This is a genomic window from Scleromatobacter humisilvae, from assembly GCF_023231945.1.
GTDB lineage: Bacteria > Pseudomonadota > Gammaproteobacteria > Burkholderiales > Burkholderiaceae_C > Scleromatobacter > Scleromatobacter humisilvae.
In genome coordinates this window covers 168,472-181,933 of the sequence record NZ_JAJLJH010000005.1, presented here as the reverse complement: position 1 = coordinate 181,933, position 13,462 = coordinate 168,472, and the positions used below count along the sequence as shown (strand labels likewise).

Below are 13,462 nucleotides of genomic sequence, written 5' to 3'. Positions count from 1 at the left end.
CAGCAATGCCTGCGATGCGCCGATACCCCGGACATGGCGGACAGCTCCCACCCGGAACAACGCGCGCACGCCGCCTTCGACGCGGCCGCGGAGCCTCGCCTGGTCGGTGCCGGGCTGCCACGGCGCGTGCATGTCCCGCGTGCGATCGGACTGGCCGTCGGCTCGATCGGCATCGCCGCCGCGCTGCACCAGCACGGCGGCCCGGGATGGCTCTGGGGCTGCATGCTCGCGCATGTGCTGCTGTGGCCGCACATCGCGTACGTGCTGAGCTCGCGCAGCGAGCGTCCGCGCGACGCGGAGCATCGCAACCTGGTGGCCGACTGCGCGCTGTCGGCGTTCTGGCCGCCGGCGATCGGCTTCAACCTGGTCCCGAGCGCGCTGACGCTGACGATGGTGACCATGGACGCCATCGCCGTCGGAGTTCGCGCTGATCCTGCCGCACACATCGCGGGCCGACGCCGCGATCGTCGCCGAGCGCTGCCTGGCGGCGGTCGACGCGGCCGCGGTGCCGCACGGCGATTCGCCGGTGGCTGCGCACGTCACCATCAGCATCGGCGTGGCCTCGGTGGCGCTGGACAGCGCGAGCGACGATGACGTCGAGCGCCTGCTGCGCGCCGCCGACCAGGCGCTCTACCGTGCCAAGCACGCCGGCCGCCACCGCGTCGAGCGCGGCTGAGGCGGCTGCAGGCCTACTCGTCGCCGAGATCGGCGCCGGCCAACGCCTGTTCGGGCAACGGCGGCAACGCCTGCGCCAGCGCGATGTATTCGTCCACCGGCACCTGCTCGGCGCGCCGGGTGCCGTCGAACTCGCCCGTGTAGCCGTGCTCGGCCAGCCACTTGCCGAGCGTGGCGCGCAGCATCTTGCGCCGCTGCGAGAAGGCGACGCTGACGATCTTGCCCAGCACCGCCTGCGACACCGGTGCCGGCGTCGCGCGCGGGCGCATGCGCACGATGGCCGAATTGACGCGCGGCGGCGGATCGAAGGCCTCGGGCGGCACGTCGAACAGGTGCTCGATCTCGTAGCGCCACTGCAGCATCACGGTCAGGCGGCCGAAGGCCTTGCTGCCTGGACTCGCGGCCATGCGGTCGACCACTTCCTTCTGCAGCATGAAGACCTGGTCGATCACGTGCGGCGCGGCGTCCATCAGGTGGAACAGGATCGGCGACGAGATGTTGTACGGCAGGTTGCCGACGACGCGGATCGGGCCGCCCAGGCGCTCGGCGATCGCGCCGAAGTCCACCTTCAGCACATCCGACTCGACGACGTCGAGATCGCCGCGCCGGCGCAGGCGCTCGGCCAGGTCGCGGTCGAGCTCGATGACCGTCAGCGCGTCGCAGTGCTGGCGCAGCGGGATCGTCATCGCGCCCAGGCCCGGGCCGATCTCGACCAGACGCTCGCCCGGCCGCGGCGCGATCGCCTTGATGATGCGATCGATGACATCGACGGCCGTCAGGAAATGCTGGCCGAAGCGCTTGCGGGCGATGTGCGCCATCGTTGCTCGATCAGACCGGCGGATCGCGATATTCGATGAAGGCCTTGGCGCGCAGGTCGGCCACCCACTCCGCGTAGGCGGGATCGAACTTCTGTTCCTTCAGCGCGTTGGTGGCCTGCTCGCGCAGCTGCTTCGGGTCGATCGTGGTCTGGCGGCGATCCAGCACCTGGATCAGGTGGACGCCGAAGCGCGAACGCACCGGGCCCGACAGGCCGTCGATCGGCAGCTTGTTCATCGCCTCCTCGAACTCGGGCACGAACGAGCCCGGCGAGGCCCAGCCGAGGTCGCCGCCGGACGTGGCGCTGCCGTCCTCCGAGTACTGGCGCGCCAGTTCCTCGAAGGTCTTGGCGCCGCTGCTGATCTGCTGGCGGAAATCGATGATGCGGCGTTCGACGGCGTCGATGCTGAGCTGCGCCGACGGGCGCAGCACGATGTGGCGCACGCGGGTCTGCTGCACCGTCATGCCGGAGTCCTCGCCGCGCGAGATCACCTTCAGGATGTGGAAGCCCGCGCCGCTGCGGAAGACGTCGGTGGTGGCACCGACCTTGATGTTGGCGACGGCGTCGGCGAACAGGTCGGGGTACTTGTCGATCGGGCGCGAGCCCATCTCGCCGCCCTTGGCCTTGTTGCTGTCCTCGGACATCTCGCGGGCCACCTGGTCGAAGGGTTCGCCGTTGCGCACGCGCGCGAGCGCCTGTTCCGCGCGCGCCTTGCGCTCGGCCTCGACCGCGGGCGAGGCCTTCTCGGGCACGGGGATCAGGATCTGCGCGAGGTTGATCTGCTGCGACGACCCGTGGCCGCCGCGCATCTTGGCGACGTAGTCGTTGACCTCCGAGTCGGTCACGCGGATGTGGCTGACGACCTCGCGCTCGCGGATGCGCTCGATGGTGATCTGGTCCTTGATGCCCGAGCGGAAGGTGCCGTAGTCGACGCCCTGCTGGCGCAGCCGGTCGCGCAGCTGGTCGGTCGTCATCTTGTTGGACGACGCGATGTTGCCGATCGCGCGGTCGACTTCGCCGTCGTCCACCTTGACGCCGTTGTCGCGCGCGTAGGTCACCAGCACGCGCTCCTCGACCAGCGCATCGACCGCCTGCTTGCGCAGCTCGCCCGGCGACGGCTGCGAGCCGCCGCGCTCGATGCTCTCCTGCTGCATCTTCTGGAACCGCGCCGTCACCTCGTTGTTGGTGACCGATTCGGTGTTGACGACCGCGACGATGTAGTCGGCCGAGCGCGCGGCCGCCTTGATGCGCGGCAGCGAACCGAACTGGCGCACGCCGGACGCGGCGACCGGCGAGACGAGCGAAGGCTTGTTGACGTCGGGCAGCGGTGCCGCGGTCGACGGGGTGGGGATCGACGCCGCGGGCGCGGCGGCCGGCGCGGTTTGGGCGAAGCCGGTGGCGGCGGCGCCGAGCGCGAACGTCGCGGTGACCAGGGTCAGGAAATTGAGCTTCAAGCGATCTCTCATTGTGAATTCGGGCTCGCGGTCGTGCCGCCGGCATCGTTGCGCAAAGGCTGGTAGCCGGGGACATTGTCCTTCAGGAGCGTGAGCGACCCGGGTCCGAGCGTCGACAGGCCGTTGAGTTCCAGTTGCAGCACGAAATGGGTGGTGCTTTGCTGGCTGCCGGTGGACGTGCGCTCGACCAGGGCGCGGCCGATCCAGCACCCCGCGTCGTATTCGAGGCCGCCGATGGCGTAGGTCGCGCGACGGTCGGTCACGCTGTAGTCGACCCGCCCGACCGCGTAGAGCGTGCCGCCGCAGCCGTTGGCCCGTGGCGGCTGGTGATAGACGGGCCACTGGCCGCCGACCTCGAACTGCCGGCTGGCACCGCTGGAGCCGTTGTTGCTGCTTGCGAAGCGATAGGTCAGGCTCACTGTCTTGAACGGCCCCGGCTGGAAGCGGGCACTCACGACGGCGCGTTGCACCGTCCACGTCGACGTGCTGCCGCCGGAGGTGTCCGCGGCACTCGAGCCGGAATCGCCGGACGAACTGCCGGTCGCGCCGCTGCCGGTGGCGCGGAACGGATCCAGTTCGATGATGCCGTCGAAACTCCAGTGCTCCATCGCGGACGACGAGCCGTAAAGCAGCAGGTCGGACAGCTTGCGCGTGTAGGGCGGGGGCGTCTGGTCGGAGGTGTCCTGGAAGTTGGACGTCGTCAGCCACTGCTTGCTGAACAGGAACTTCTGCGCGATGCCCAGGCGCAGCAGCTCGCGCCCGTTGCCGGCGTCGTTGTAGCGCGTGGCCACGCCTGCCGTCAGCTGGTTCTCGTCCGAGATGCGGTCGTTGCCGGTGAACTCGTTCGTGCTGTAGATCGAGACCTCGTTGAAGTCCTTGGGCGCGGTGTCGTACAGCGGCAGGGCGAACTGGTTGCGTCGCGGGGTCAGCACGTAGAGGAAGCGCGGCTCGAGCGTCTGCACCAGCTCGCGCCCGAACAGGTCGGTCTGGCGCTCGAAGCTGAACGAGCTGTCGCCGCTGAGGGTCGGCACCCAGCGCGTGGCTTCGACGCGCGTGCCGTCGTCGGCGACGTCGGAGCGATAGGTCGTGCCGTTGATCGCCAGCCGCGGTTCGAAGTGGCCCCATTCGGACGAGAAGCTGCGCGACACTGAGGCGATGAAATGGGCCCGCGCGCCGCCCACGCGCGTGTCGAGCGGCGTGAGGCAACTCGCGCTGCCGGCGGAACACAGCGCGTTGATGCGGCCGATCGCGTTGTTCTCCTGCGGCCGGTCGGACAGGTCGAACCGGTTGCCCTCGGCCTCCATGTCGAAGCGCAGCTGATCCGCCAGCGTGAGGTTGCCACGCACGCCGATCTGCGGGCTGCGCTGGAAGGGCACGGGGATCACCGACAGGCCGTCCGTCTCGCGCTGGTTCGGCGGCTCCTGCAGCGTCTGGAAGCGCTCGACGCGCGCGTAGGCGGCGATCTCGCCGGCATCGCCGAACGGCAGGAAGCGGCGCGTCCCTGACAGGTCGGTGGGCAGCATGCGCTGGGTCAGCGACGGCATCTGGTTCGGGAAATCCACCCAGTAGGCCGAGTCGGAGACGCGTTGCAGGCGCGCGCTGTAGGTCAGCCAGTCGCCGCGCGATCCCTCGTGCGCCCATTCGACCGCGCCGCGCGTGGTGTCGATGCCGGTGTGGTTCTCGGAGAAGTCGTCGGGCAGCAGGTAGGCGGTCACCTGGCCCAGGTCGTTGGGCTGCAGGTAGCGCAGCTCGCCGGCCAGCTCGGCGCCGCGCCGCGTGCTGGCGCCGGCCGACAGCGTGGCGTCGATGTTGGGCTCGATGTTCCAGTAATACGGCTCGGAGATCGAGAAGCCGCTGCGGGTGCTCAGGTCGCCCGTGGGCGGCAGCCAGCCCGACTTGCGCTCGGCGGTGACGGGGAAGGTCAGCGACGGCGCCGCCAGGATCGGCACGCCCAGGAAGCGCAGCACCGCGTGCTGGGCCTTGCCCTCGTTGGTGCTCGTGTCGATGTCGATCTTGTCGCCGCTGATGATCCAGTCGGGGTCGCCGGTGCCGTCGCGGGTGCAGCTCGTGTAGTTGGCGTTGTAGGCCGTCGAGCGGTTGCGGTCGATCAGCTCGATGCGCTGCGCATGGCCGCCGGCCTTGCGGGCGCCGAGTTCGTACTGGGTGCCGGTCAGCGTGCCGGCGTCGCGTGTCAGCTCGAGGTCGACGCGATCGGCCATGAACCAGTCGAGGCCGCGCTCGATGCGCGCATTGCCCTGGGCGTGCACCGTGTCGCTGAGCTGGTCGTAGGTCAGCAGGTCGGCGCGCAGGGTCATGTCCAGGCGCTGCACCACCACCTTGCCGCTGGCCTGGGTGACGTTGCCGATGTGGCTGACGACCTCGTCGGCCGTCAGCGTGACCACCGGCGGCGCCCCGTCGGCGCCGGACGCCGGCTTGGCTGGCTCGGGCGCGGGCGTCGTGCGCACGCGCGGGAGCGTCTGCGCGGGCGCGGCGGCCGCGAACGCGCACAGCGCCGCCGCGACGGCAAGCGGCGCCAGTACGGACGGAGGACGATGGCGGCGACGCGGGAGGGGGGAACGCAACACGCGAACTGGAGGAAAAGCTGGTGGCGGTGAGCGCCTGGAGCCGAAACGACGAGCCGGTCCCACGCGCGGCGGACAACCCATCGACGCATCGACGCCGCCCTGCGGGAACCCGAGCCGCTTGCGACGCAGGGGGATTATTAGAATGTCGATTATCCACGACAGTGCCGCCGCCTTGTGTCGGCCTGTCGTGCCGCGTTGCCCGGAAGTCACGAGCTCAGCCCGTGCCCGGCCGCGCCCTCTCCTTGCGCTGGATACTTTCCCCGATGACCGACTCCCTCTCCATCGCCTGGGTCGACGCCGAACGCGAGCGCGCCTTCGGCCGCTGGTTCGACGAACTCGCCCCGCGCCACCGCCTCGACCGCGCCACGCTGCACCTGGCCTCGGCCGACGCCAGCTCGCGGCGCTACTTCCGCGTCACCGGGTCCGACGGCCACAGCTACATCGTGATGGACTCGCCCGCGGCCGAGGACAGCGTCGCCGCCTTCGTCCACATCGGCGGCCTGGTGCGCGGCGCCGGCCTGAACGGCCCCCGCGTGCTGGAGCAGGACATCCACCAGGGCTTCCTGCTGCTGGACGACCTCGGCGACACGCAATACCTGGCCGCGCTGCGCCAGGCCGACCTCGCCGGCGCCGATGCGTTGATGCGCGACGCCATCGGCGCGCTGATCCAGTGGCAGCTCAAGGGCGACTGCAGCACGCTGCCGCCGTACGACGATGCGCTGCTGCGGCGCGAGGTGCAGCTGTTTCCGGACTGGTGCGTGGCCCGGGAGTTCGGCGTCGTCTGGACGCCCAAGGAACAGGAGACCTGGCAGACCGTCAGCCAGCGCCTGATCGACTCGGCCCTCGCCCAGCCGCAGGTGGCCGTCCACCGCGACTGGATGCCGCGCAACCTGATGGTCTGCGCCCAGAACCCGGGCGTGCTGGACTTCCAGGACGCCGTGCGCGGGCCCATCAGCTACGACCTGGCCTCGCTGCTGCGCGATGCGTTCCTGTCGTGGGACGAGGAGCACGAGCTCGACTGGGCCGTGCGCTACTGGCAGGACGCGCGCCACGCCGGCCTGCCGGTCGACCCCGACTTCGGCGAGTTCTGGCGCCAGACCGAGTGGATGGGCCTGCAGCGCCACCTGAAGATCCTGGGCATCTTCTGCCGCCTGAAGCACCGTGACGGCAAGCCGCACTACAGCGCCGACCTGCCACGCTTCTTCGGCTACGCGACCAAGGTGGCCAACCGCTACGGGCCGCTGCGCTCGCTGCTGAACCTGCTGGAGCCGCTCACCGGCGCGGCGGTCCAGGCCGGCTACACCTTCTGACGGCACCCGGCAACGGCCACGGGCGCCCGCGGCGCCCGTTTTTCATGGCGGCTCAGGCCGCGCTCAGAAGCTTTCCCAATCGCTGTCGGACTGCGCGGCGGCGGGTGCCGGCGCGGGGGCGGCCACCGGCGGGGCCACCGGCGCGGGCGCCGGCTTGACCACGGCAGGCTTCGGGGCCGCCGCCTGCATCTTGGCGCGGGCGATGGCCTGGTCGGCGGACGCGCTGTGGGCCGGCGCGGCGAAACTGGCGACGGCGGCGCGCGGCGTCGAGTCGCCCTCGGCGAGGCGGAAGGTCGAGACCACCGCGGCGAGCTTGGTCGCCTGCTCCTTCAGCGATTCGGCGGCGGCGGCGCTTTCCTCGACCAGCGCGGCGTTCTGCTGCGTCATCTGGTCGACCTCGCCGATCGCGCCCTTGACCTCGACGATGCCCTGGCTCTGCTCGGTGGACGCGGCGCTGATCTCGCCGATGATGTCGGTGACGCGCTGCACGCTGGCGACGATCTCGGTCATCGTCGTGCCGGCGTCGTGCACCAGGCGCGAGCCCGATTCCACGCGGTCGACCGACGCGCCGATCAGCGCCTTGATCTCCTTGGCCGCCTCGGCCGAGCGCTGCGCCAGGTTGCGCACCTCGCCGGCGACGACCGCGAAGCCGCGGCCCTGTTCGCCCGCACGCGCCGCTTCGACCGCGGCGTTCAGCGCCAGGATGTTGGTCTGGAACGCGATGCCGTCGATCACGCCGATGATGTCGGCGATCTTCTTGGAGCTGCTGTTGATGTCTTCCATCGTCGACACCACCTGGGCCACGACCTGGCCGCCGCGCGCGGCGACGCTGGCGGCCGACGTGGCCAGCTGGTTGGCGGTGTGCGCGGAATCGGTGGACTGGCGCACGGTGACCGTCAGGCTGTCCATCGAGCTGGCGGTGCGCTGCAGGTGGCTCGCCGCGAGCTCGGTGCGTTGCGACAGGTCGGCGTTGCCGCTGGCGACCTCGGAGCTGGCGACCTCGATGCTCTCGGACGACTCGCGCACCTGACCGACCAGGTTGCGCAGCGAGGTCTGCATGTCCGCGAGCGCGCGGATCAGCCGGGCCGGCTCGTCCTGGCCCTCGGCCACGATCCGGTTGGCGAGGTCGCCGCTGGCGATGCGGGTGGCGACGGCCACGGCCTGGTCGAGCGGGCCGCAGATCGAGCGCAGCGTGATCCACATCAGCGGCAGGAAGACGGCCAGCGTCAGGCCGATCAGCGCGACGCGGGCGATCGCCGCGATCATCGAGCTCTGCGCGATCTCGCCGCGGATGCCGGCCAGGCCGGCCTGCTGCGACTTCAGGATCGCGGTGAGGTTGCCCTGGGCCGCCTCGAGCTTCTCGTTGGCCTGCCCCGCGTAGGCGAGCGCGGCGGTGGCGTCCATCTTGGCGTCGGTGAGCTGCTGCGCGATCGGATCGATGATCTCGACGACGTCGGCCAGCAGCTTCTTCTGCTTGGCCACCAGGTCCACCAGCGCGGTGTCGGCCGCGTGCGCCTTGACCAGCGCGTCGCCGCCGGCGTTGAGCGAACCGATCTCCTTCTTCCAGGCATCGTGCAACGGGCCGACGCCAGTCGGGTTTGACACGGCCGTGGCGATCATCTCGGCCTGGTAGCGCCGTACGCTGGCCATCGACTCGCGCAAGGCGCCGACCTGTTGGGCGGTGGCGTCGGCCTGGTCGAACAGCACGGTGACCGTGGAGACGCCGGACTGGGCGGACACCCATCCCCAGCCGGCCTGCACCAGCAGCGAGATCGCCACCAGGGCCATCACCAGGTAGAAGCGGGACCGGACGGAAATGTTGCGCATGGAGAACATGGGCGCCTCACGGAAGGGTGGAAAAGGGGGTCGAGCCGGGTCGCGTCCGCGGCGCGCGAAACGCGCCGCAACTCCCAGAAGCTATCGACCGATTGTGAGAGTCGCGAAATCCTGACAAAGGGGAAATAGCCGCGCTTAAGCGGCCAAATTCACGCCGGCGCGCAAATCGCCTGTCAATGCACGCGAAAGGGGCGTTCGGATTGCTTATTTCCATTTGAATGCGCTAACACGACTCGCCAATTCCCTGCGCCGGCGGGCGTTTGCGTCCGCCGCTAACCTGCGCCGCATGACCTCCCTCTTCGACCCCCTGCAGCTCGGCGACATCGCCCTCGCCAACCGCGTCGTCATGGCGCCGCTCACGCGCGACCGCGCCGCCGCCGGCCGCGCGCCGCAGGCGCTCAACGCGCTGTACTACGAGCAGCGCGCCGACCCAGCGAGCGGCGCCGGGCTGATCATCTCGGAGGGCACGCAGATCGGGCCGCTGGGCCAGGGCTACCTCGACACCCCGGGCGTCTACAGCCCCGAGCAGCTCGCCGGCTGGAGGCTCGCGACCGACGCCGTGCACGGCAAGGGCGGCAAGATCGTCGCCCAGATCTGGCACGTCGGCCGCATCTCGCACACCTCGCTGCTGCCCGCCGGCGAGCAGCCGGTGTCGGCCACCGCCAGGCCTGCCAACACCAAGACCTTCACGCCCGCCGGCTTCGAGCAGGTCTCGGCGCCGCGCGCGCTGAGCACGGAGGAGGTGGGCCGGGTCGTCGAGCAGTTCCGCCAGGCCGCGCGCAACGCCGTCGACGCCGGCTTCGACGGCATCGAGGTGCACGGCGCCAACGGCTACCTCGTCGAGCAGTTCCTGCGCGACTCCTGCAACGACCGCAGCGACCGCTACGGCGGCTCCATCGAGAACCGCGCCCGTTTCCTGATCGAGGTGATGACCGCGGTCTGCGACGAGATCGGCCCGGGCCGCGTCGGACTGCGCCTGTCGCCGGTCACGCCGGCCAACGACATCGGCCAGGATTCCGACCCGTTCGCGCTGTTCAGCCACGTCGTCAAGGAACTCGCCAAGCTCGGCTTCGCGTTCATCGAGGTCGTCGAGGGCAGCACCGGCGGCCCGCGCGATTTCGCGCCGTTCGACTTCGCCGCGCTGCGCAAGCTCTGGCCCAACGCCTGGATCGTCAACAACGGCTACACGCGCGAGATGGCGCTGGACGCGGTCGCTTCCGGCAAGGCCGACGCGGTCTCGTTCGGCAAGTCGTTCATCTCCAACCCCGACCTGACGCGCCGGCTGCGCGAGAACGCGGAACTGGCGCCGTGGAATCAGAAGACCTTCTACGGCGGCGGCGCCGAGGGCTACACGGACTATCCGGCGCTGCCGGCCTGATCGAGCGGAACTCGCGCGACGCGGCCGGCCGCGCGGGCCCGCGTCGTCTCACCAGCGCATCTTCGCCGTGCGCGCCCGAAAAAGCTCGACGACCCCCGTCGCCCGCGGCCCCGGGATCAGCTCGAAGGCCTGGCCCGCCGCGATGGTGCCGGGCACGCGCACCGACAGCCAGAAGCCGCTCCAGCGCGATTGCGCCACCATCTTGGCGGCGTGCACGAAACCCAGCGTCTCGTTGAAGCGCGCGTCGGGCAGGCGCGGCACGCTCACCACCAGCGTGCAATCGGGAAAGCGCAGCAGGTCGCCCTCCCACAGCTGCGACTCCTGCACGCCGTCCAGCGCCAGGTGCTCGTCGAACGAGCCCGGCGGCAGCGGCGCGTCGGGCTCGGCGACGCCGGCCTGCGCGCGCATCGTGCGCCAGACCGGCGCGTGCGCCGTCGGATAGGCGAACAGCGCGTGCGACAGCGCGAGCTCGTCGGCGAGCGCCGGATCCTCGCCCACCGGGTGCAACGCCATGCGTTCGGCGAAGCCGGCCAGGCCCACGCCCACCGCGCCGGTGGCCGGCACGAGGCGCTGCACGCCGGAGGCGTCCGCCGGCCCGGGCACGTTCACGCTGGACACGATCGTCGTCATCGGCGCATTGTCAGCGCTTCGCCGCGACAATGGCGGCACCATGACGTCCGCGCCGATCTCCGACCTCGCCCTGCTGCTCGCCTCGATGCAGCCCGAGCTGCATGCCGGCACGTGGGCGTGGTGCGCGCTGCCGCCGGGCGCGTCGGCCGACGGCGCCGAGGCGGTCGCCACCGTGCGCGAAGCCGAAGGCCTGACCATCGTCGTCGCCGAGGCCGAGGCGCTCGCTCGCGGCTGGCCCGTCGCGTTCCGCAGCGCGTGGATCACGCTGACCGTGCATTCCGACCTCGCCGCCGTCGGCCTCACGGCGGCCTTCGCCCGCGCGCTGGGCGACGCCGGCATCTCCTGCAACGTGATCGCGGGCGTGCACCACGACCACCTGTTCGTGCCGGCGGCCCGCGCCTCCGATGCGATGGACGCGCTGCACGCGCTGCAGGCCCGGCACGCCTGATCGGGCGGCTCATGCGCCGCCCGAGGGTGCTCATGTCGAGCTCGACTCCTATACTGACGCGCCCCTCGCCCCGCCCCGACCCCCGATGACTTCTTCCCCGCAGACCGGCATGCCCGCCGCGACGACCTCGTCGTCGCCGCTGCCATCGCTGCGGCTGGTGGACGTGGCCTGCCGGCGCGGCGACCGCGTCCTGTTCTCCGGGCTGGACGAGACGCTGGGCGCCGGCGAGCTGCTGTGGCTGCGCGGCGGCAACGGCCGCGGCAAGACCAGCCTGCTGCGCCTCGTGGCCGGCCTCGCGGCGCCGGAACGCGGCCAGATCCTGTGGGGCGATGCGCCGACGCGCCGCAACGAACGCTTCGACCGCCAGCTCGTCTACATCGCCCACACGAACGCGCTCAAGGACGACCTGACCGCCGCCGAGTCGCTGGCCTTCCTCGCCCGAGTGCACGGGCGCGTTCATGACGCAAACCCGAGCGCGCCCGCGATCCGCGCCGCGCTGGCGCGCCTGGGCCTGGCCGGACGCGAGCGCACGCCCACGCGCAGCCTGTCGCAGGGCCTGCGCCGGCGCGTCGCGCTGGCGCGGCTGGCGCTCGAGACGGCGCCCGCGCTGTGGGTGCTGGACGAGCCCTTCGACGCGCTGGACGTCGCCGGCACCGCCACGCTGCACGCGCTCCTGGCCGCGCATCGCGCCCGTGGCGGCAGCGTGCTGCTGACCAGCCATCACCTGCATCTCGACGTCGAGGCCGCCAGCGCGGGCTTCCGCGTGCTCGATCTCGACCTGCTGACGCGCGACGCGGGAGCCGCAGCGTGAACGGCGCCGTGTTCCTGGCCGTCTACCAGCGCGACCTGCGCCTGGCCTGGCGCCGCCGCACCGAGGCGCTGCTGCCGGTCGCGTTCTTCCTCGTCGCGGCGAGCCTGTTCCCGCTGGGCGTCGGGCCCGACCCGCAAGTGCTCAGGCTGATCGCGCCGGGCGTGGTCTGGGTCTGCGCGCTGCTGGCGGCCATGCTGTCGATGCCGCCGCTCTACGCCGCCGACCACGCCGACGGCTCGCTGGAGCAGTTGCTGCTCGCGCCGGACGCCGGCCTGGCCGTGGCCGCCGCCAAGGCCGCCGGGCACTGGACGATCAGCGGCGCGCCGCTGGTGGTCGCCGCGCCGCTGCTCGGATTGCTGCTGGGCCTGCCGGCCGAGGAACTTCCGGTGCTGTTCGTGTCTCTGTTGCTGGGGACGCCGGTCCTGAGCCTGCTGGGCGGGGTCGGCGCCGCGCTGACGCTGGGCTTGCGCTCGGCCGGCATGCTGATCGTGCTGATCGTGCTGCCGCTGGCCATTCCGGCGCTGATCTTCGGCGCCGGCGCGGCGGCGGCGGTCGATGCGGGGCAGTCGGCGTCGCCGCACCTGTCGCTGCTGGGCGCGCTGCTGATCGCCTGCCTGGTCGGCGCGCCGCCGGCCACGGCGGCGGCGCTGCGCATCGCGGTGGAATAAAGCACGCAGGACAGCGATATGACATCTCGCAACACGACGCTTCTCTGACGACGGGACAATACGCTCCGTGAACTCGCCCGCCGCCACCGCCCTCGCCCGCCCGCGCCTGACCTGGTTCACGTTCGCGTCGCCGGCCAATTTCTACCGGCTCGCGGGCGTGCTCGGGCCAGCCTGCGGACTGGTCGCGGCCGCGTTCGCCGTCGCCGGGCTGTGGATGGGCTTCTTCGTCGCGCCCACCGACGCGGTGCAGGGCGAGGTCTACCGCATCATCTTCATCCACGTGCCGGCGGCCTGGCTGTCGATGGTGCTGTACGTGGCGATGGCGTTCTGGGCCGCGATGGGCTGGTTCCTCAACGCGCGCATGGCCTTCATCTTCGCCCGCGCGATCGCGCCCACCGGCGCGCTGTTCACCGTGCTGGCGCTGTGGACGGGCTCGCTGTGGGGCCGGCCGACCTGGGGCACCTGGTGGGTGTGGGACGCGCGGCTCACGTCCGAGCTGATCCTGCTGTTCCTCTACCTCGGCTACATGGCGCTGGTCGCCGCGATCGACGACACCCGGCGCGCCGACAAGGCAGGCGCGCTGCTGGCCATCGTCGGCGTGGTCAACGTGCCGGTGATCTACTTCTCGGTCGTCTGGTGGAATACGCTGCACCAGGGATCGAGCCTGACGATGGGCAAGGAGCAGCACATGGCCTCGACGATGCTCGTCGCGATGCTGCTGCTGACGCTCGCCTGCTGGGCCTACGCTTTCGCCGTCGTGTTCGTGCGGGCGCGGGCGATCGTGCTCGAGCGCGAGGGCGACACCGCCTGGGCGCGGGCGCTGGTCGCCCAAAGCAATCAAGGATGAGCC

At 71.2% G+C, this 13,462-nt stretch carries 12 protein-coding genes and 1 pseudogene; 8 read left to right on the top strand and 5 right to left on the bottom strand.

What is annotated here, in order from left to right; all coding sequences use genetic code 11:
• Positions 1–33: 33 nt before the first annotated feature.
• Positions 34–375 (top strand): annotated as a pseudogene (locus LPC04_RS18325) (MASE2 domain-containing protein); the annotation flags it as partial.
• Positions 376–427: 52 nt separating this feature from the next.
• Positions 428–676: a diguanylate cyclase domain-containing protein gene (locus LPC04_RS18320; RefSeq protein ID WP_338055448.1), complete on the top strand. Its 249-nt coding sequence runs from the start codon at positions 428–430 to the stop codon at positions 674–676.
• Between the two features lie 13 nt (positions 677–689).
• Here LPC04_RS18320 and rsmA read toward each other — a convergent pair whose 3' ends face one another.
• From rsmA to LPC04_RS18305, 3 genes are read right to left on the bottom strand one after another with little or no spacing between them, the layout of a single operon-like run.
• Positions 690–1,493 (bottom strand): 16S rRNA (adenine(1518)-N(6)/adenine(1519)-N(6))-dimethyltransferase RsmA, encoded by an 804-nt coding sequence (gene rsmA / locus LPC04_RS18315; protein WP_275683707.1) that lies wholly within the window; start codon positions 1,491–1,493, stop codon positions 690–692.
• A gap of 10 nt (positions 1,494–1,503) precedes the next feature.
• Positions 1,504–2,946 (bottom strand): peptidylprolyl isomerase, encoded by a 1,443-nt coding sequence (locus tag LPC04_RS18310; protein WP_275683706.1) that lies wholly within the window; start codon positions 2,944–2,946, stop codon positions 1,504–1,506.
• Between the two features lie 8 nt (positions 2,947–2,954).
• Positions 2,955–5,528 (bottom strand): LPS-assembly protein LptD, encoded by a 2,574-nt coding sequence (locus LPC04_RS18305; RefSeq protein ID WP_275683705.1) that lies wholly within the window; start codon positions 5,526–5,528, stop codon positions 2,955–2,957.
• Positions 5,529–5,794: 266 nt separating this feature from the next.
• Here LPC04_RS18305 and LPC04_RS18300 point away from each other — a divergent pair, with 266 nt between their 5' ends.
• The gene (locus tag LPC04_RS18300) at positions 5,795–6,841 is read left to right on the top strand and encodes an aminoglycoside phosphotransferase family protein (protein ID WP_275683704.1); all 1,047 of its coding nucleotides are present in this window, start codon (positions 5,795–5,797) and stop codon (positions 6,839–6,841) included.
• A 63-nt stretch (positions 6,842–6,904) separates the two neighbouring features.
• Here the strand turns inward: LPC04_RS18300 and LPC04_RS18295 are convergent, their stop codons facing one another.
• Positions 6,905–8,668 (bottom strand): methyl-accepting chemotaxis protein, encoded by a 1,764-nt coding sequence (locus LPC04_RS18295; protein ID WP_275683703.1) that lies wholly within the window; start codon positions 8,666–8,668, stop codon positions 6,905–6,907.
• A gap of 295 nt (positions 8,669–8,963) precedes the next feature.
• Here LPC04_RS18295 and LPC04_RS18290 point away from each other — a divergent pair, with 295 nt between their 5' ends.
• The gene (locus LPC04_RS18290; protein ID WP_275683702.1) at positions 8,964–10,055 is read left to right on the top strand and encodes an alkene reductase; all 1,092 of its coding nucleotides are present in this window, start codon (positions 8,964–8,966) and stop codon (positions 10,053–10,055) included.
• A gap of 48 nt (positions 10,056–10,103) precedes the next feature.
• Here LPC04_RS18290 and LPC04_RS18285 read toward each other — a convergent pair whose 3' ends face one another.
• On the bottom strand, positions 10,104–10,685 hold the full coding sequence (locus tag LPC04_RS18285) for an MOSC domain-containing protein (protein ID WP_275683701.1): 582 nt from the start codon (positions 10,683–10,685) through the stop codon (positions 10,104–10,106).
• Positions 10,686–10,725: 40 nt separating this feature from the next.
• On the opposite strand from LPC04_RS18285, the gene LPC04_RS18280 reads away from it, so the two are divergent.
• From LPC04_RS18280 to ccmC, 4 genes are all read left to right on the top strand, one after another.
• On the top strand, positions 10,726–11,133 hold the full coding sequence (locus LPC04_RS18280; RefSeq protein ID WP_275683700.1) for an ACT domain-containing protein: 408 nt from the start codon (positions 10,726–10,728) through the stop codon (positions 11,131–11,133).
• 85 nt (positions 11,134–11,218) lie between these two features.
• The gene (gene ccmA, locus LPC04_RS18275; protein ID WP_275683699.1) at positions 11,219–11,944 is read left to right on the top strand and encodes a cytochrome c biogenesis heme-transporting ATPase CcmA; all 726 of its coding nucleotides are present in this window, start codon (positions 11,219–11,221) and stop codon (positions 11,942–11,944) included.
• A complete protein-coding gene (gene ccmB / locus LPC04_RS18270) occupies positions 11,941–12,612 on the top strand; it encodes a heme exporter protein CcmB (RefSeq protein ID WP_275683698.1) in 672 nt (223 codons plus the stop codon). Before ccmA ends, ccmB begins: the two co-directional genes overlap by 4 nt.
• A 67-nt stretch (positions 12,613–12,679) precedes the next feature.
• Entirely contained in the window at positions 12,680–13,459 is a 780-nt protein-coding gene (ccmC, locus tag LPC04_RS18265) for a heme ABC transporter permease CcmC (protein WP_275683697.1), read from the top strand.
• Positions 13,460–13,462: the final 3 nt, after the last annotated feature.